General features: G+C 71.8%; 14 protein-coding genes. 10 read left to right on the top strand and 4 right to left on the bottom strand.

Annotation, left to right across the window (positions count from 1 at the left end; genetic code table 11):
* Nucleotides 1–127: 127 nt before the first annotated feature.
* The 4 genes from ABD481_RS18745 to topA all read left to right on the top strand — a co-directional run bounded on the left by ABD481_RS18745 (nt 128) and on the right by topA (nt 8105).
* Entirely contained in the window at nt 128–706 is a 579-nt protein-coding gene (locus ABD481_RS18745) for an ATP-binding protein (protein WP_344666980.1), read from the top strand.
* 223 nt (nt 707–929) lie between these two features.
* Complete coding sequence (locus ABD481_RS18750) at nt 930–3380, top strand: sodium-translocating pyrophosphatase (RefSeq protein ID WP_344666981.1); 2451 nt, start codon at nt 930–932, stop codon at nt 3378–3380.
* Between the two features lie 103 nt (nt 3381–3483).
* Complete coding sequence (locus ABD481_RS18755) at nt 3484–4974, top strand: DUF7059 domain-containing protein (protein ID WP_344666982.1); 1491 nt, start codon at nt 3484–3486, stop codon at nt 4972–4974.
* 308 nt (nt 4975–5282) lie between these two features.
* Entirely contained in the window at nt 5283–8105 is a 2823-nt protein-coding gene (topA, locus tag ABD481_RS18760; protein WP_344666983.1) for a type I DNA topoisomerase, read from the top strand.
* Between the two features lie 91 nt (nt 8106–8196).
* Here topA and ABD481_RS18765 read toward each other — a convergent pair whose 3' ends face one another.
* Complete coding sequence (locus ABD481_RS18765; protein ID WP_344666984.1) at nt 8197–8382, bottom strand: hypothetical protein; 186 nt, start codon at nt 8380–8382, stop codon at nt 8197–8199.
* On the opposite strand from ABD481_RS18765, the gene ABD481_RS18770 reads away from it, so the two are divergent.
* Both ABD481_RS18770 and ABD481_RS18775 read left to right on the top strand, forming a co-directional pair.
* Nucleotides 8381–8923 carry a GNAT family N-acetyltransferase gene (locus ABD481_RS18770; RefSeq protein WP_344666985.1) on the top strand — a complete coding sequence of 181 codons (543 nt, stop codon included), beginning with the start codon at nt 8381–8383 and terminating at the stop codon, nt 8921–8923. The genes ABD481_RS18765 and ABD481_RS18770 overlap by 2 nt on opposite strands.
* Nucleotides 8924–9171: 248 nt before the next feature.
* Nucleotides 9172–10527: a C40 family peptidase gene (locus ABD481_RS18775; protein WP_344666986.1), complete on the top strand. Its 1356-nt coding sequence runs from the start codon at nt 9172–9174 to the stop codon at nt 10525–10527.
* 46 nt (nt 10528–10573) lie between these two features.
* On the opposite strand, the gene ABD481_RS18780 is transcribed toward ABD481_RS18775, so the two are convergent.
* On the bottom strand, nt 10574–11974 hold the full coding sequence (locus ABD481_RS18780) for an MFS transporter (protein ID WP_344666987.1): 1401 nt from the start codon (nt 11972–11974) through the stop codon (nt 10574–10576).
* Nucleotides 11975–12029: 55 nt separating this feature from the next.
* Here ABD481_RS18780 and ABD481_RS18785 point away from each other — a divergent pair, with 55 nt between their 5' ends.
* Nucleotides 12030–13109: an ArsR/SmtB family transcription factor gene (locus ABD481_RS18785; RefSeq protein ID WP_344666988.1), complete on the top strand. Its 1080-nt coding sequence runs from the start codon at nt 12030–12032 to the stop codon at nt 13107–13109.
* A 151-nt stretch (nt 13110–13260) separates the two neighbouring features.
* Here ABD481_RS18785 and ABD481_RS18790 read toward each other — a convergent pair whose 3' ends face one another.
* Nucleotides 13261–13770 carry an inorganic diphosphatase gene (locus ABD481_RS18790; RefSeq protein ID WP_344666989.1) on the bottom strand — a complete coding sequence of 170 codons (510 nt, stop codon included), beginning with the start codon at nt 13768–13770 and terminating at the stop codon, nt 13261–13263.
* 94 nt (nt 13771–13864) lie between these two features.
* On the opposite strand from ABD481_RS18790, the gene dacB reads away from it, so the two are divergent.
* Nucleotides 13865–15397, top strand: coding sequence for a D-alanyl-D-alanine carboxypeptidase/D-alanyl-D-alanine endopeptidase (gene dacB / locus ABD481_RS18795; RefSeq protein WP_344666990.1), 1533 nt, complete (start codon nt 13865–13867; stop codon nt 15395–15397).
* A 107-nt stretch (nt 15398–15504) separates the two neighbouring features.
* On the opposite strand, the gene ABD481_RS18800 is transcribed toward dacB, so the two are convergent.
* Nucleotides 15505–15882: a MerR family transcriptional regulator gene (locus ABD481_RS18800; RefSeq protein WP_344666991.1), complete on the bottom strand. Its 378-nt coding sequence runs from the start codon at nt 15880–15882 to the stop codon at nt 15505–15507.
* 61 nt (nt 15883–15943) lie between these two features.
* Here ABD481_RS18800 and ABD481_RS18805 point away from each other — a divergent pair, with 61 nt between their 5' ends.
* Complete coding sequence (locus tag ABD481_RS18805) at nt 15944–16813, top strand: polysaccharide deacetylase family protein (protein ID WP_344666992.1); 870 nt, start codon at nt 15944–15946, stop codon at nt 16811–16813.
* 38 nt (nt 16814–16851) lie between these two features.
* Nucleotides 16852–17907: a zinc-dependent metalloprotease gene (locus ABD481_RS18810; RefSeq protein WP_344666993.1), complete on the top strand. Its 1056-nt coding sequence runs from the start codon at nt 16852–16854 to the stop codon at nt 17905–17907.
* The last annotated feature ends 123 nt before the right edge of the window (nt 17908–18030 follow it).

Here is an 18030-nt window from a genome sequence, read left to right on the forward strand (position 1 = left end):
GCCGGGCCGGCGGCCCCGGCCCCCCCGGCCGTCGCCGGTGACCGCGCGCGCCGGCCCGGCACACCGCGGCCCGCCGCGGCACCGGCACCGGGCCGTCCAATCCGCACTTGTTCCTAAGGGGTCTGCAATGGATGCGCAATCGTCGGCCGTCGGCACGGTGGCCAAGACCGAGAGCGCCACGGCCGTCCTGCTGCGGTTCACGCCGCAGCCCGAGCACGTCCGGACCGCCCGCCTGGTGGCGGTCGCGCACGCCCGCCGGGTGGGCGTCGAGGCCGGCCTGCTCGACGAGGTCCGCCTCGCCGTCGGCGAGGCCTGTTCCCGGGCGGTGGGCCTGCACCAGCGGCACTGCCCGGGCGAGCCGGTGGTGGTGGTGCTGGACGCGGTCGACAGCACCGACTCCGGCCTGGCCCCCGACCGGTTCGTGGTCGCGGTCGCCGACCGGGTCTCCGGCGCGGTGCCGGGGCCGCGCGGCGAGGACGCCGACGGCGCGGCCGAGGCCCAGGCCGGTGCCGAGGGTGCCGACGGCGCCGAGGGTGTCGAGGGTGCCGACCACGCCGCCGCGCCCGCGCCGGCCGCCGACGAGGACGACCTCGACGACGCCGAGATGGGCCTGGCGGTCCTCACCGGGCTGGTGGACGACCTGGACATCACCGCCGGACCGGACGGCGGGGCCGTCCGCATGGGCTGGCCGGTCAAGGAATTTTAGAAAGGGAGATATCCGTCCGCGGCCAAAAAGCGGCGCGTAAACCCACATCAGCGTAGGCAAGCGTTCACCAAACCGAGTGAAAGTGGCCTTCGTCACATAGCGATCCGTGAGGTCGACGAAACGATCTGTTGACCGACCTCGTGTATTCACGCGTAGACTCCCCTGCCATTGGCTGTGATCTGAGTTACAGCGTCGGAAAACGGATCGTCACAGTGGAGGACGCATGCCGCGTATCGCGGACAGCGGCTCGACGGTGATCTCATTGGCCGGGGGAAACCTCGCCTGGATCTTCGTGGTGGCCGTGATCGCCCTGGGTGCGCTCGGTGTCGCCGGCATTCTCGTCAAAGAGGTGCTGGCGGCCAGTGAGGGCACGGAGAACATGAAACGCATCGCGGCAGCGGTGCAGGAAGGTGCGTCCGCATATCTGGCTCGACAGTTCCGCACACTGTCGATCTTCGCGGCCGTCGCCTTCTTCCTGCTGCTGGCTCTGCCGGCCGACGACTGGTCCCAACGGATCGGGCGCTCGGTCTTCTTCCTGGTGGGGGCCGCCTTCTCGGCGGTGACCGGGTACGTGGGGATGTGGCTGGCGGTGCGCGCGAACGTGCGCGTGGCGGCGGCCGCGAACGAGTCCGGGTCGCCGCGCGCGATGCGGATCGCCTTCCGCACCGGCGGCGTGGTCGGCATGTTCACGGTGGGTCTGGGCCTGTTCGGCGCCGCCGTGGTCGTGCTGGTCTACAAGGACAACGCGCCCAAGGTGCTGGAGGGCTTCGGGTTCGGCGCCGCGCTGCTGGCGATGTTCATGCGGGTCGGCGGCGGCATCTTCACCAAGGCCGCCGACGTCGGCGCCGACCTGGTCGGCAAGGTCGAGAACAACATCCCCGAGGACGACCCGCGCAACGCCGCGACGATCGCCGACAACGTCGGCGACAACGTCGGGGACTGCGCCGGCATGGCCGCGGACCTGTTCGAGTCCTACGCGGTGACGCTGGTCGCGGCGCTGATCCTGGGCAAGGTCGCCTTCGGCACCCAGGGCCTGGTCTTCCCGCTGCTGGTGCCGGCGCTCGGCGTGATCACCGCGGTGATCGGCATCTTCGCGGTGTCGCCGCGGGTCGGCGACAAGAACGCGATGGCGGCGATCAACCGGGGCTTCTTCATCAGCGCCCTGGTGTCCGTGGTGCTGGTCGCGATCGCGGCCTTCGCCTACCTGCCGGACCAGATCCAGAAGCTCGACGGGGTGGACCCCGGGGTGCTGGCGCAGGCGGCCACCAAGGACCCGCGGATCGTGGCGCTGGGCGCCGTGATCGTCGGCATCATCGTGGCCACCGTGATCCAACTGCTGACCGGGTACTTCACCGAGACCACCCGGCGGCCGGTGCGCGACATCGGCAAGACCTCGCTGACGGGCCCGGCGACCGTGGTGCTGGCCGGCATCTCGGTCGGCCTGGAGTCGGCGGTCTACTCGGCGCTGCTGATCGGCGGCGGCGTGTTCGCCGCCTACCTGCTCGGCGGGGCCTCGCTGACGCTGTCCCTGTTCGCGGTGGCGATGGCCGGCACCGGCCTGCTCACCACGGTCGGCGTCATCGTGGCCATGGACACCTTCGGCCCGGTCTCGGACAACGCGCAGGGCATCGCGGAGATGTCCGGCGACGTCGGCGAGGAGGGCGCGCAGGTGCTGACCTCGCTGGACGCGGTCGGCAACACCACCAAGGCGATCACCAAGGGCATCGCGATCGCGACGGCGGTGCTGGCCGCGACCGCGCTGTTCGGGTCCTTCCACACCGCCATCGGCGAGGGCGTGGCCAAGGCCGGCGGGATCGAGAAGGCCGGCCAGGACGTGCAGAACGGGCTGCAGTACGTCGGCGTGCTGGACGTCTCCAACCCGCGGAACCTGTTCGCCATCATCATCGGGGCGGCGGTGGTCTTCCTGTTCTCCGGGCTGGCCATCAACGCGGTGTCCCGGGCGGCCGGCGCGGTGGTCTACGAGGTCCGGCGCCAGTTCCGGGAGATCCCGGGGATCATGGAGGGCACCGGGCGGCCGGAGTACGGCCGGGTGGTGGACATCGTGACCACCGACTCGCTGCGCGAGCTGGTCACCCCGGGTCTGCTGGCGGTCATGGCCCCGGTCGCGGTCGGCTTCTCCCTCGGAGTCGGCGCGCTGGGCTCCTACCTGGCCGGGGTGATCGGCACCGGCGTGCTGATGGCGGTGTTCCTGTCCAACTCCGGCGGGGCCTGGGACAACGCCAAGAAGATGGTCGAGGACGGCCACTTCGGCGGCAAGGGCTCCCCGGCGCACGAGGCCACGATCATCGGCGACACCATCGGCGACCCGTTCAAGGACACCGCCGGTCCCGCGATCAACCCGCTGATCAAGGTGATGAACCTGGTCAGTCTGCTGATCGTGCCGGCCGTGGTGCAGCTGTCGATCGGCACCGACGCCAACGCCGGCATCCGCGCGCTGATCGCGGCGGCGGCCATCGTGGTGATCGTCGCCGCCGTCTGGAACAGCAAGCGCAAGTCGATCGCGGTGTCGGACTCCAACTCGGACGCCGGCTCGGGGTCCGGGGCCGCGGTGGCCGCCGCGGTCGAGGGTGCCCCGGGCGCGTCAGGTGCCCCCGGCGCTCCGCGCAACGGCGGCGAGGACAAGACGGTGGAGGCCTCGGCCGGTTCGGTCTGACCCTTCTCCTTATTAATGGGTGCCCCCGGCCGTCAAGGCCGGGGGCACTTCTGCTGGGGCGGGTGTGGCGGGCCGCGGGCCGGCCAACCCCGACAATGGGTCCATGGAGAAGCTGCGCGAAGCCCTGATGAAGGCCGACTACACCGTGGACGGCGTGCTGGAGGTCCTCGGCCCGCTCGCTTATGCCGCCCTGGCCCGTAGCGAGAGCGTCCCGGCTTTGCGCGCGACCGGGGGCGGTTCCCCCGTGGAGACCCTGATCCGGCTGTTCCTGCTCCAGCAGGCGGTGGACCGCGCAGCCGTGGAGGCGGCGCTGCCGGTCGCCGACTGCCTGGCCGCCGGCCTGGTCGTCGCGGACGGCGGCCGGCTGCGGGCCGCCCTGGACATCCGCCCCTACGGCGACGACGACGGCCACGACTGGTACCTGGTCAGCGACCTGTCCGGCGGGCTGCACGCGCAGGGGCAGGGACATCCCGTGCGGGAAGACCATGTACTCGGCGTCGGCGGCGCCTCGACCACGCTGGCCCAGCTCACCATCCGGGACCGGTTCGGCTCCGCGCTGGACGTCGGCACCGGCGGCGGGGTCCAGGCCCTGCACCTGTCGACGCACGTCGGCCGGGTGGTCGGCACCGACCGGAACCCGCGGGCGCTCAAGCTGGCCGCGCTCACCCAGCGGCTGTCCGGCGTCGAGCCGTTCGACCTGCGCGAGGGATCGCTGTTCGAGCCGGTGGCCGGGGAGAAGTTCGACCTCATCGTGTCGAACCCGCCGTTCGTCATCTCTCCGGACAACGCCGCGCAGGGCGGCCGGTTCGTCTACCGCGACTCCGGGCTGCCCGCCGACGAGGTCTGCCGGCGGCTGGTCGCCGACGCCCACCAGCACCTGGCCGAGAACGGCTGGTGCCAGGTGCTGGCCAACTGGCTGCACGTCGACGGCGTCGACTGGCGGGAGCGGGTGGCCGGCTGGGTCCGGGACACCGGCTGCGACGCCTGGGTGGTGCAGCGCGAGGCCCAGGACCCGGCCGAGTACGTGGAGCTGTGGCTGCGCGACTCCGGCGAGTACGGCACGCCCGACTACCCGCGGCGCTACGACGCCTGGCTGGACTACTTCGAGCAGAACAAGGTCGGCGCGATCGGGTTCGGGTGGATCACCCTGCACCAGGCCGGCTCCGACCACCCGCTGCTGCGGCTGGAGGAGATCTCGCACCCGGTCGAACAGCCGCTCGGGCCGCACATCCCCAGCTGGTTCGCGCGCCACGACTTCCTGCGCGACGTCGACGACGAGGAGCTGATGGGCCGGCGCCTGGCGGTGGCCCCGGACGTCCGCTGGGAACAGGTGGCCCGGCCCACCTACGAGCAGGGCAGCGGCTGGGGCGGCGACTCCTCCCGGATCAGCCAGACCGAGGGCTTCATGCGCTCGGCCGACATCGACCCCATCGGGGCGGCCGTGGTCGGCGCGGCGGACGGGGAGACCCCCTTGGGGGAGATCCTGGACGCCGTCGGCGAACGCTACGGGATCGACGCGCGCAGTCTGCGCGGCGGCGCGATCGAGGCCATCCGGGGGCTGGTGGAGGATGGATATCTCTTCCCCGTCGGGTAGCGGCACCGCGCCCGCCATCAGCGTCGATGCGCGTCGCATCGGCCCCGGGAGTGCTCCGGCGTCCCAGGGTAGGGCGATTTCCGGTTCCGTCCTATACGCCAGTTCGGGTTAACGTTCGGTTGTACGCCGACCATTCAAGACAACGAGTAGGACACAGTAGACAGCGCGGGGACGTTCGGCTGAGGTACGGTCACTCTCCGTTGGTGTCGGTTGGTGCCGCTGTCGGACGACGACGTGTCGGGCCGCGGTGTGCGGGGTACGCCCAAGCGCGTATCCCTTGGGGCTAGCAGCTGGAAGCAGAGGTAACGGTGGCAGGCAAGGGTTCAGCGGACTCGGGCGGCGCGACGCGCCGTCTGGTCATCGTCGAGTCGCCCGCCAAGGCGAAGACGATCAAGGGCTACCTCGGTGCGGGCTACACCGTCGAGGCTTCCGTGGGCCATATCCGCGACCTGCCCGCCGGGGCGGACGAGGTGCCGGAGAAGTACAAGGGCACCTCGATGGGCCGGCTCGGCGTGGACGTCGACGGCGAGTTCGAGCCGCTCTACCTGGTCAACGCCGACAAGAAGAAGCAGGTGGCCAAGCTCAAGGACCTGCTCAAGGAGGCCGACGAGCTCCTGCTGGCCACTGACGAGGACCGGGAGGGCGAGGCCATCGCCTGGCACCTCCAGGAGGTGCTCAAGCCCAAGGTCCCGTCCAAGCGCATGGTGTTCCACGAGATCACCCGCGAGGCGATCCAGGAGGCCGCGCAGAACACCCGCGAGATCAACCTGCAGCTGGTCGACGCGCAGGAGACCCGGCGCATCCTGGACCGGCTGTACGGCTACGAGGTCTCCCCGGTGCTGTGGAAGAAGGTCCGCACCGGACTGTCCGCCGGGCGCGTGCAGTCCGTGGCCACCCGCATGGTGGTGGACCGGGAGCGGGAGCGCATGGCGTTCACCGCCGCCGAGTACTGGGACCTGACCGGCTCGTTCGAGACGCTGAAGGCCGCCGGGCCGGACGACCCGCGCGGCATGACCGCGCGGCTGGCCAACGTCGATGGCAAGCGGGTCGCCGCCGGCCGCGACTTCGGGCCGGACGGGCAGCTCAAGTCCGGCAGCCAGAACGTCGTGCACCTCACTGAGGTCACCGCGAAGGCGCTGGCGGCGGCGCTGCGCCAGGCCGACTTCAGCGTCCGGGGCGTGGAGCGCAAGCCCTACCGGCGCTCGCCCTACGCGCCGTTCCGGACCACCACGCTGCAGCAGGAGGCCAGCCGCAAGCTCGGGATGGACTCCAAGCGGACCATGCGGGTGGCGCAGAGCCTGTACGAGAACGGCTTCATCACTTATATGCGTACCGACAGCATCACGCTGTCGGACACCGCGCTGAACGCCGCCCGGACCCAGGTGCGCGAGCTCTACGGCGCCGACTACCTGCCGGACGTGCCGCGGCGCTACGACTCCAAGGTCAAGAACGCGCAGGAGGCGCACGAGGCCATCCGGCCCTCCGGCGACACCTTCCGGACGCCGGCCCAGACCCGGCTCACGGGCGACGAGTTCCGGCTCTACGAGCTGATCTGGATGCGCACCGTCGCCTCGCAGATGAAGGACGCGACCGGCCACACGGTGACGGTGAAGGTCGGCGGCGCCGCCGCGGACGGCCGGGACGTGGAGTTCAGCGCCAGCGGCCGGATCATCAGCTTCCACGGCTTCCTGAAGGCGTACGTCGAGGGCACCGACGACCCGGACGCCGCGCTGGACGACTCCGAGCAGCGGCTCCCGGCGGTGGCCGAGGGCGACGCCCTGAGCACGACGAAGATGACCGCGGACGGGCACTCGACCAAGCCGCCGGCCCGCTTCACCGAGGCCTCGCTGATCAAGGAGATGGAGGAGCGCGAGATCGGCCGGCCCTCGACGTACTCCGCCATCCTGGGCACGATCCTGGACCGCGGCTACGTCTCCAAGAAGGGGACGGCGCTGGTGCCCTCCTACACCGCGTTCGCCGTGGTGGGGCTGCTCGAGCAGCACTTCGGCGACCTGGTGAACTACGAGTTCACCGCGCGGATGGAGGACGACCTGGACCGCATCGCCCGCGGCGAGGCGCAGCGCGTGCCGTGGCTGCGGCGGTTCTACTTCGGCCCGACCGAGACCGAGCGCGCGGCCCTGGAGCGCTCCGGCGACCACGGCGCGGTGGCCGACCACCTGGGCGGCCTGAAGGACCTGGTGACCGACCTGGGCAACATCGACGCCCGGGAGGTGAACTCGTTCTCGGTCGGCGAGGGCATCGTGCTGCGCGTCGGCCGCTACGGGCCGTACATCATCCGCGACCTGGAGGACGGCACCCAGCAGCGCGCGAACGTGCCCGACGACCTGCCGCCGGACGAGCTGACCGTGGCCTTCGCCGAGGAGCTGTTCCTGCAGCCCAGCGGCGACCGCGAACTGGGCAAGGACCCGTCGACCGGCTACGAGGTGGTGGCCAAGACCGGCCGCTACGGGCCCTACGTCACCGAGATCCTGCCCGAGGGCACCCCGACCCGCGGCAAGAACGCGGTGAAGGCCCGCACCGGCTCGCTGTTCAAGAACCAGACGATCGACACCGTCTCCCTCGACGAGGCGCTCAGGCTGCTGTCGCTGCCCCGCGTCGTGGGCCGGGACCCGGAGTCCGACGAGGAGATCACGGCCCAGAACGGCCGCTACGGGCCGTACCTGAAGAAGGGCACGGACTCCCGCTCGCTCACCAGCGAGGAGCAGATCTTCGACATCACCCTCGACGAGGCGCTGGAGATCTACAAGCAGCCCAAGGCCCGCGGCCGCGCCGCCGCGAAGCCCCCGCTGCGCGAGCTCGGCCCGGACCCGGTCTCGGGCAAGCCGATCGTGATCAAGTCCGGCTTCTACGGCGAGTACCTCACCGACGGCGAGACCAACGTCACGATCCCCAAGAGCGAGACCGTCGAGGGGATCACCCAGGCGAAGGCCTACGAGCTGCTGGCGGAGAAGCGCGCGAAGGGCCCGGCGAAGAAGACCGCGAAGAAGGCCGCGGCGAAGAAGACGACCGCCAAGAAGACGGCGACGACGAAGTCGGCGGCCGGGAAGACGACGAAGACCGCCGCGAAGAAGACGGCGGCGAAGAAGACGGCCGGGTCGACGACGAAGTAGGAACGGGGCGGGAGCGGGGCTGCGGGCCGGGGCGGGGCGGGGCGCGTCAGGGCTCGGGTTACTCGAAGGAGTGAACGCGGTCGGGTTTTCTTCACTCGATGGAGTGGGGAAAACCTTTGATCGAGATCTCCCTGAGTAGTGATGGCGCGACCGCCTGAAGCTGCCGGTGCCGTTCGACATCGATATCGACTTCGCCGCGCTGCGCGGCTTCCGGTGACCCGGCCGATCGCCTGATCAGCCGCTCTCGGCACGTGCGAACCGTCATAATGGCGCGCATGAGTTCGAGCGCGGGCCGGGTCCATGGCGTCCACCTTCGGGAAGCCGTGGACGAGGACTCGGGGGCGATCGGGCGGGTGCGGCATGCTTCGTGGCAGCGGGCGTATTCGGGGCTGATGCCGGCGGACTATCTGGCCGGGCTGTCGGTGGACGGGTTCGAGCTCAGTGCGCGGCGGATGCTGGACGACCGGGTGGAGCGGCGGATGTCGGTGTTCGTCGCGGACGTCGGCGGGGTGGTGGCCGGGTTCGCGTCGGTGGGCCCGAGCCGGGACGCCGGGGAGCCGGCGCGGGTGGGCGAGCTCTACGCCATATACCTGGACCCGGCGATCTGGCGGCTGGGCATCGGGCGGCGGCTGCAGGAGGTCGCGTTGGGGCGGCTGCGGGACGACGGCTACCGCGAGGCGACGCTGTGGGTGCTGGCCGCGAACACCCCGTCGCGGGCGTTCTACGAGCACACCGGGTGGCGGCACGACGGCGGCGTGTCCGGGTTCGAGGCCGGGGCCGAGGTGCTGGACGAGACCCGGTACCGCAGGGCCCTGTGATCCTCGGGGCGGGCCCGGGGCGGGCCCGGGTGGTTAATCAGTTCTTTGAACCAGTGGCCGGATCCGTGGCCGGCGACGGCCTAACCCGTTCGGGGGAAAAGCCGGGCGGCTGACCTCGGAACCGCGCAGTGCGTCCATTTTGAGATGAAAGATGACGTGACGGGTGGGTAGCTCACCTCACAGTCGTCGATGGCTGTCACCGGCCGTCGACAGTCATCGACCTCTGGGCGGCGCGGAAGGAGACCGGCATGCGGGTGCGCGGGCACGGCCGCCGTGTGACGCTCGTGACGGCGGGCGTGATGGCGGGCGCGATGGTGGCGGCGCTGGTGAGCGTCACGGCGCATGCGGATCCGAACGGACTCGGGGGGTCCGGCGGGGCCGGCCGCCCGGCACCGACGATCCCCGGCCAGGGCGACATCGACCGGGCGAAGTCCGGCGTCCGCGACCGGCAGGCCGCCGCCGACCGGATCGAGGCCGACCTGGCCGCCGCCGACCGCTCGCTGCGCGCCCTGGAGGCGTCCTCCGGCCTGGCCGCCGAGGCCTACGACACCGCCGTGGCGCAGGCCGCCACCGCGACCCGCGCCGCCGCCGACGCCCGGACCAGGGCCGAGGCCGCGGTCGACATACAGCACCAATCCGAACGGCGGCTCGGCGCGCTCGCGGCCGAGACCTACCGCCAGGGCCCGGACATGGCACGGATGCTCGTCCTGCTGCACGCCGACTCCCTCCACGACTTCGCGACCCGCCGCCAGGCGCTGGCCAACTCCAACGCGGCCGGGGCGCTGGCCGTCAAGGACGCCCGCCAGGCGGCGAAGGACGCCGCCACGGCCCGGCAGCAGGCCGAGCGGGCCGCGCGCGATCAGCAGACCGCCGAGGCGAAGGCGCGCGCCGCGCGGGACCACGCGCGAGCGCTGACGGTGTCCCAGCAGGGGCAGGTGACGGGGATCAAGGCCCGGCGAGAGGCGCTGCTGGGGCAGCTCGCCGCCGCGCAGGGGATCGAACTGGGGCTGGAGCGGCAGCGGCAGGCCGGGCTGGCGGAGGCCGCGGCGCGGGCGGAGGCGGCGCGGCGGGCGGCGGTGGCGGCAGCAGCGGCGGCGGCTTCGGCTGCGGCAGCCGCAGCAGCGGCAGCGGCTTCGGCGTCGGCGGCCCAGGCGGCGGCCGGCCAGTCCCCCAAATCGGGCACCCCGGCGGCCGCGTCCGGCTCCCGCACGCCTCCAGCCGCGTCGCCCAACACCGACGGCGCCGTCCGCACCATGCTGAACTACATCTACGCCCAGCTCGGCAAGCCCTACGTCTGGGGCGGCGCGGGCCCCGACGTCTTCGACTGCTCGGGCCTGGCGATGCGCGGCCTGGAAGCCGCCGGCTGGAACTTCCCCCACCCCGCGCAGTGGCAGTACCTGGCGATGCACCCGCTCACCTACAGCCAGCTCCGCCCCGGCGACCTGGTCTTCTGGGCCGAGGACGACGCCGACCCGCACACCATCTACCACGAGGCGATCTATATCGGGAACGACCGCATCATCCAGGCCCCGCACCCCGGCGGCGTCGTGGAGCAGCAATCGTTGTGGATCAACGGGACGCCGAGTTTCTACGCGCGACCGTGAGCCGGCGGAACGGCGGACCCCATAAATCAATACCCTGCGAGATCCGCTACTTCCCGTCGCCGCGCCGCGCCACCGGCTCGATCGCCGCCCCCGCGACCGCGAACACCAGCCCCAGGACCACCCACCCCGCGAGCCCGTGCCGCAGCGCGGTCTGCGTCACCACCAGCGGCCCCGCCATCTGCCCGGCGGCGACGCCCGCGTTGAACACGCCCTGGTAGGCCCCGACGGCGCGGACGTCGGCGAGGTCGTAGCTCAGGGTCCAGGCACCGGCCTGGTTCAGGACCTCGCCGAGCGTCATCAGGACGCCGCAGGCGAGCAGGACCAGGGTCGCGGCGACCGGGGACAGGCCCTCCGCACAGGCCGCCACCACACAGGAAGCGGCCACGGCCAGGCCGCCGAGCCGCAGGGCGCGCGCCGCCGACGCGATCCCGCGCACCGAACGCGCAGCTCGCACCTGGAGCAGCACCACCAGGGCGGTGTTGACGATCAACATGCCGGACACCAGGACGCGGGGCGCGCGGGTGTCCTGGAGCAGCCACAGCGGCAGACCGATCTCGCCGAGGGCGAACTGGATCATCAGGACCGCGTTCAGCGCCGAGACGGCCTGGTACCGCCGGGACACGCGCACCTTCGGCGGTCGACGAGCGGCGGCGGATACGGATACGGATACCGAGCCTGAGCCGGAATCCGAGCCCAGGTCCGAGCCCGAGCCGGAATCCGAGCCCAGTTCCGAGCCCGAGCCCAGGTCCAGGTCCGAGGCCGAGTCCAGGTCCGAGCCTGGTTCTGGGTCTGGCACTGAGTCTGGGGCTGGCACTAGGTCTGGTTCCGGGTCTGCTTCCACCACCTCCCGGAGCCTCAGCCGCGGCAGCAGAGCCACCATCCCCAGAAAGCTGACCGCGTCCACGACGATCGCCCCCTGATAGACCGCCCGGCTGTCCGTCTGCAACGCCAGCGCGGCCACCGCGGCGCCCGCCCCGATCGCCGCGTTGGTGACCGCCCGGATGTAGGCCCGGTCCGCCACTCGCGTCGCGGGGTCGAAGGCGCGCGCGTACAGCGCCTGTCGGACCGCCGCCGCGCCCCGGTCCAGCGCCGTGGCGATGCAGACCACCGCCGCGAACGCCCAGAACGTTGTGCAGAACGCCAGCGCGGCGACCGCGACGGCCTCGCCGCACAGCAGCACCGTCGACACCTGCTTGATCCCGTACCGGTCCGCCGCGCGGCCGGCCGGGACGCTCGCGAGGACGCCCGCCAGCCCCGCCAGGGTCAGCACCACGCCGACGCGGGTGGCGCTGAAGCCGAGCGTGCGGGTGAAGAAGAGGGCGGAGATGGTCAGGTAGAGGCCGTTGCCGAAGCTGGTGAGCAGCGTCGCGAGGGCGAGCCGGCGCCGGGGGCCGGGGACCGGGCGGGCCGGCGCCCCGGTCCCGGGCCGGGTGAAAAGCAAGGTCATGGGGCCAGCACAGCCCGATAGCATCGGCACCGGAATCGATTCAGCGGGGGACTGAATGATCACGATCGAACTCGGCCTCGACGATCTGGCGGCCACCTCCTTCGCCTACTCGGCGACCATGGAGGCCGGCATGAGCCTGCGGATGTGGACCCACGCCTCGGCCTACGCCGAGCACATTCCGCTGTTCAGCCGCATGCGCCCGGCGTTCGAGCGGCTGGACACCGTGCTGCTGACCTCGCTGGTCGGTGCCACGCGGTGGATCCCGGACTTCCTGACCCCGCGGCCGACGACACCGTGGCCGGACTTCCGGCGCGAGCTGGCCGTGCTGCGTGCGACGCCTCCGGAGCAGGTCTGGCCGGAGCTGGAGCGCACGTTCCTGCCGATCGAGGGTGCCGTACCCGAGCGGCTGACCGGTGCGCGGGAGGACCCGGAGCGGCTGCTGGCCGACATCGCCGACACGCTGGAGGCGTACTGGGAGACGTGCCTGCTGCCCGAGTGGTGGCCGCGCGCCAAGTCGCTGCTGGAGGCGGACCTCGTCCACCGGGCCCGGGTGCTCGCCGAGCGGGGGGCCGCCGCGCTGTTCGCCGAGCTCAGCAACCGCCTGAGCTGGGACGGCCGGCGGCTGGTGATCCGGTGGGACAACGAGCCGGTGCCCGGCGCGCCCTCCTACGACGTGGACGCCGCCGGACAGGGCCTGCTGCTGATCCCGACCTGCTTCTCGCACGGCGCGCTCAGCGTCATCACGCCCGCCGGCCCGCCGTGGATCGCCTACCAGGCGCGCGGGGTGGCGACGCTGGCCGAGCGCGTGGAGCCGCCGCCGGCCGGGCCGGCGCTGGAGCGGCTGCTCGGTCTGCCGCGGGCCCGGCTGCTGCTGATGCTGGACCAGCCGGTGTCGACGACGGAGCTGGCCCGGCTGCTGGCCGTGACGCCGGGAGCGGTGAGCCAGCATCTCAAGGTGCTGTCGGACGCCGGCCTCACGGCGCGGGCCCGGCACGGGCGCAGCGTGCTCTACGTCCGCAGCCCGCTCGGGAACTCCCTGGCGGGGATGTCACCGGGGATGTCGCCGGGGGTCTCACAAACGGCGGCGAGCGCCGGTCAAAGCGGAGAAGCGACGGCGGAGGACGACGCGGCCTGAGGGTCTTCCCGTCCGCCGCCGCGAGCGTGAAACCCCCGACGGGGACATTCCCGTCGGGGGTTCGACGTTCTCACCGGCGTGTCCGGCGGGCCGGCGCCCGCCGGAAGTCCGGAAGCGGCCCGAGGGAACCAGAGGGAGCCTGAGCGAGGTCCTACAGGTGGTGGACCTTCTCCTCCTCCGGGAGCTCCTCGAAGCGCTTGTAGGAGCGCATGATCTCGACCTCGGCCTGGGCGCGGTTCTGCCACTCGGCGTGGTGGACCTCCTTGCCCGGCTCCAGGTCCTTGTAGGAGGTGAAGAAGTGCTGGATCTCCTGGCGCTCGAACTCGGAGATGTGGTGGTAGTCCCGCAGGTGCTCGAAGCGCGGGTCGGTGGCCGGCACGCACAGGATCTTGTCGTCGCCGCCGGCCTCGTCGGCCATGTTCAGCATGCCGATGGCGCGGCAGCGGATCAGGCAGCCGGGGAAGGTGGGCTCGTCGAGCAGGACCATCGCGTCCAGCGGGTCGCCGTCCAGGGACAGCGTGTCCTCGATGAAGCCGTAGTCGGTCGGGTAGACCATCGAGGTGAAAAGCATGCGGTCCAGCCGTATGCGGCCGGTCTTGTGGTCGACCTCGTACTTGTTGCGCTGGCCCTTGGGGATCTCGATGAGAACGTCGAACTCCATGGTCTTTCCTCGTTTCCGCGCTTTCAGGTGCTGCTACTAGTGTCGCCCAGACAGGCGGTGACGACAGAGTTCGCAAGATCAAGGAGTGACCCGAGTGGCAAGACAGGTGCCGGGAACGCTGCCGACCGCCATTGTGTCAGCCGCGATCGGGATCGTACTGGCCGGTGCCGGCGTCTGGGCGGCCGGTCCGTGGTCCGGTGGTCAGCGGGTGAGTGAACGGCAAGTGCGGTTCACGGGCACCGGGACGCCGTCCGGAACGCCGGTCGCGCAGGCTTCGCACGATTCGATCGCGCCCGCCTCGCCGTCGCCGTCGGTGCGGTCCACCGGGCCGACACACAGCCCGGCCCAGGCCGCCCTGGCGCCGGTTCTCGCAGGTGAGAAGGTCGGCGGCGCGCTCACGACGGCACAGCTGGCCGGCGCGCTGGCGCCGCTGACGACCGCGGCGGGGCTCGGCAAGCACGTCGGGGTGGCGGTCGCCGATCCCGCCTCGTCCGCACTGTTGTTCGACAACCGTGCGGCGGACGGCTTCGCACCGGCGTCCACGAACAAGGTCGTGACGGCGGTGGCCGCGCTCGCCGCGCTGGGACCGGACAAGCAGTTCACGACCCGGGTCGTCCAGACCTCCGGCGGGGCCGCGGACGGCGCTTCCGGAGCGGCGATCGTGCTGGTCGGAGGGGGTGACCCGACGCTGTCGACGCAGCCGGCGCCGGCCGATCCGGCCTGGCGCCCGGCGTCGCTCGACGAGCTGGCGGCGGCCACCGCGGACGCGCTGCGGGCCAAGGGCGTGAATTCGGTCACACTTGGCTACGATGCGTCACTGTTCGGAGGCCCGGCGCTCAATCCGACGTGGTCGGCGGGCTACACGGACGGGAACGTGGCCCCGGTCGTCGGCCTGATGGTCGACGAGGGCCGGAGCCGACCGGGTGACGAGCTGAGCCCGCGGGTGCCGGATCCGGCGTCGACGGCGGCGTCGGCGTTCGCGGCCCGGCTGACGGCGCACGGCGTGAAGGTCGTCGGGAAGCCGACGTCCGCGCCGGGAGCGGGGGCTGGCACCGGCACCGGCGCCACCCTGGCCGGCGTCTCGTCGGCCCGGCTCGGCGACCTGGTCGAGCACATGCTCACAGTCTCGGACAACGACCTGGCGGAGGCCCTGCTGCGCCAGGTGGCGCTGGCGGGCGGGAAGCCGGCCACCTTCGAGGGCGGCGTCGCGGCGGTGCGCGAGCAGCTGGGCCGGCTCGGCGTCGGCCTCACGGGGCTGTCGGTGCTCGACGGCAGCGGACTGTCCCGCGACGACCGCATCAGCCCGGCCTTCCTGGTCAGCGTCCTGTCGGCGGCCGCCGCCGACGACCACCCGGATCTGCGCGCGGCCCTGACCGGCCTGCCGGTCGCCGGCCTCACCGGCACACTGGCCGAGGACGGCAGGTACACGACACCGCAGTCGTCGGCCGGCGCCGGCCTGGTCCGGGCGAAGACCGGATCCCTGACCGGAGTGGTGACCCTGGCCGGCCTGGTCCGGGACAACGACGGCCAACTCCTGGTGTTCGCGCTGATGGCGGATCAGGCCACGGACACGGCGTCCGCGCGAGCCGCGGTCGACCGGATCGCGACGACGCTGGCCGGCATGTAGGGATGCGGCGCGTGCCGGGGCAAAGCAGCCAGTCAGAAACCAGAACCAGAACCTGGAAGCCAGAACCAGAACTCAGCGGGTAACCGAAAGCCGCCGGTTGCCGGAACCTACCGCTCCACCCCCAGCGCGCACTGCTTCAACGCCCCCACATAATCGGCCACCGCCGCGTGGTTCCGCGTCAGCAGTTCGATCCGCTGCGCCAGCTTGTCCCGGTGGCCCTCCAGGGTCGCGATGATGTCCGGCGTCGCGTCGGCGAAGTGGATGTCGCGCGGGTCGTCGAGGCAGGGCAGGATCTGCTTGATCAGGCGGGTCGACAGGCCCGCCTCCAGCAGGCCGCGGATGTGGCTGACCTGCTCGACCAGGCGCTCGTCGTAGTCGCGGTAGCCGTTGGCCGCGCGGTCGACGCGGATCAGGCCCTGCTCCTCGTAGAAGCGCAGGCGGCGCGGGGTGGTGTCGGTGAGTTCCGCCAGCTGTCCGATGCGCATCGTCGCCCCCGTCGGTGATCGCTTGACCTTGACACGGATGTGAAGGTTTCACCATGGTCGCATGAGCACCGACCTTGAACTCTTCGACTACCGCCCCATCACCGAACGCGAGCCTCTGAGCTGGCCGGAAGGCAAGCGGGTGGCCTTCTACGTCGGCCTGAACATCGAGCACTTCCACGTCGATCTGCCCGGCACCTCCACCTACGACGGCACTACCTCGCTGACCCCGGACAGCCTCAACTACGGCTGGCGCGACTACGGTCCCCGCGTCGGCATCTGGCGGATCGTCAAGCTGCTCGACAAGCACCGGGTCCGGGCCAGCGTGCTGCTGAACTCGGACGTCGTCGACCGCTACCCGCAGATCATCGCCGCCGGGCGCGAGCGCGGTTGGGCCTGGATGGGGCACGGCGCCAGCAACAGCCACCTGTTCAGCGGCCTGGAGCGGGACGAGGAGCAGGCGCGGATCCGCGAGGTGCTCGGCACCATCGAGCGCGGGACCGGCGTGCGGCCCCGGGGCTGGATGGGCCCTGCCCTGATCGAGACCTTCAACACCCCCGGGCTGCTGGCCGAGCAGGGCGTGGAGTACCTGCTGGACTGGACCAACGACGACCAGCCCTACCCGACCAACGTTCCGGGGCTGCTGAGCCTGCCCTACTCGGTGGAGCTCAACGACATCGGCGTCTTCGTCTCCAAGGGCCTCACCGGGCCCGATTTCGTCCGGATGGTCAAGGACCAGGTCGACCAGCTGGCGCAGGACGCCGAGGACGGCAGCGGCCGGGTGCTGGCGCTGGCGCTGCACCCGTTCGTGATCGGGCAGGCGTTCCGGGCGCGCTACCTGGACGAGGCGCTGGAGCACGTCGTGAACCATCCGGCGGTGTGGACCGCCACGAGCGACGAGATCGTCGATCACTACCGCTCCGTGACCGGCTGATCTAGGTTTCCCCGCCGCCGCCCCGTAGCCTGAGAGCCATGACGGCGAGAGCGCAGCTGGTCGACTGGCAACTGGCGGTGGCGACGGCCGAGCGCCTGGTGCGCCCGGGGCCTGCGACCTCCCCGGCCGAGGCCGCCGCCGCCGTGGCGGACCTGCGCCGCTATGCCGTCGAGTCGCGCGAGCACGTCGCGGAGTTCACCGGCCTGGCGAACCAGGGCAGCATCCTGACCGAGCCGCAGGTCCTGGTCGTGGACCGGCCGGGATGGGTCCGGGCCAACGCCGAGGGCTTCCGGATCGTCACCGAGCCGCTGGCCCGCAAGCTCAACGAGAAGCGCGAGGGCGTGCCGCCGTCCGGGCTGGCCGCCCTCGGGCCCAAGGCCACCGCGCTGGAGCTGGGCACGCTGCTGGCCTACCTCTCGCACCGGATCCTGGGGCAGTACGAGATCTTCCAGGAACCGGGGCGGCTGCTGCTGGTGGCCCCGAACATCGTCAGCGTGGAGCGCGAGCTCCAGGTCAAGCCGGACGACTTCCGGCTGTGGGTCTGCCTGCACGAGGAGACGCACCGCACCCAGTTCGCGGCCGTGCCGTGGCTGCGGGCGCACATCCTCGGCGAGATCGAGGCCTTCATCGCCGGCATGGACACCGACCCCGGGGCGCTGGCCAAGCGGCTGCGCGAGGCCGGGCAGAAGCGCCGCGAGACCGGCGAGAAGCGGCCGCTGACCGAACTGGTGCAGACCCCGCAGCAGCTGGCCGTGCTGGACCGGATGGTCGCGGTGATGTCGCTGCTGGAGGGGCACGCCGACGTCGTCATGGACGGCGTCGGGCCGCGCGTGGTGCCCAGCGTCTCGGACATCCGGCGCAAGTTCGGGCAGCGCCGGGCCAAGGGCGCCAGCCGGGTCGACGCCATCGTGCGCCGGGTGATCGGCATGGACGCCAAGATCCGGCAGTACCGGGACGGCGCGCGCTTCGTCAACGCCGTGGTGGAGCAGGCCGGGATGAGCGGCTTCAACCGGGTGTGGACCTCGCCGAACACCCTGCCCACCCGGGCCGAGATCGCCGACCCCGGCGCCTGGCTGACCCGGGTGCGGCCGTGACGGTCATTCCGCGATCCGGCCGAGGAATTCCGGCCGTCCGCGCCGTAAGGGTGGTCCTGCGGAGTGTCGCCGCGACCTGAACCGCGCCGCGTCGTTGCTCAGGGAAAGATGCCCAGGGAGCGC

The organism is Catenulispora yoronensis (assembly GCF_039531695.1).
In the GTDB taxonomy this organism is placed as follows: domain Bacteria; phylum Actinomycetota; class Actinomycetes; order Streptomycetales; family Catenulisporaceae; genus Catenulispora; species Catenulispora yoronensis.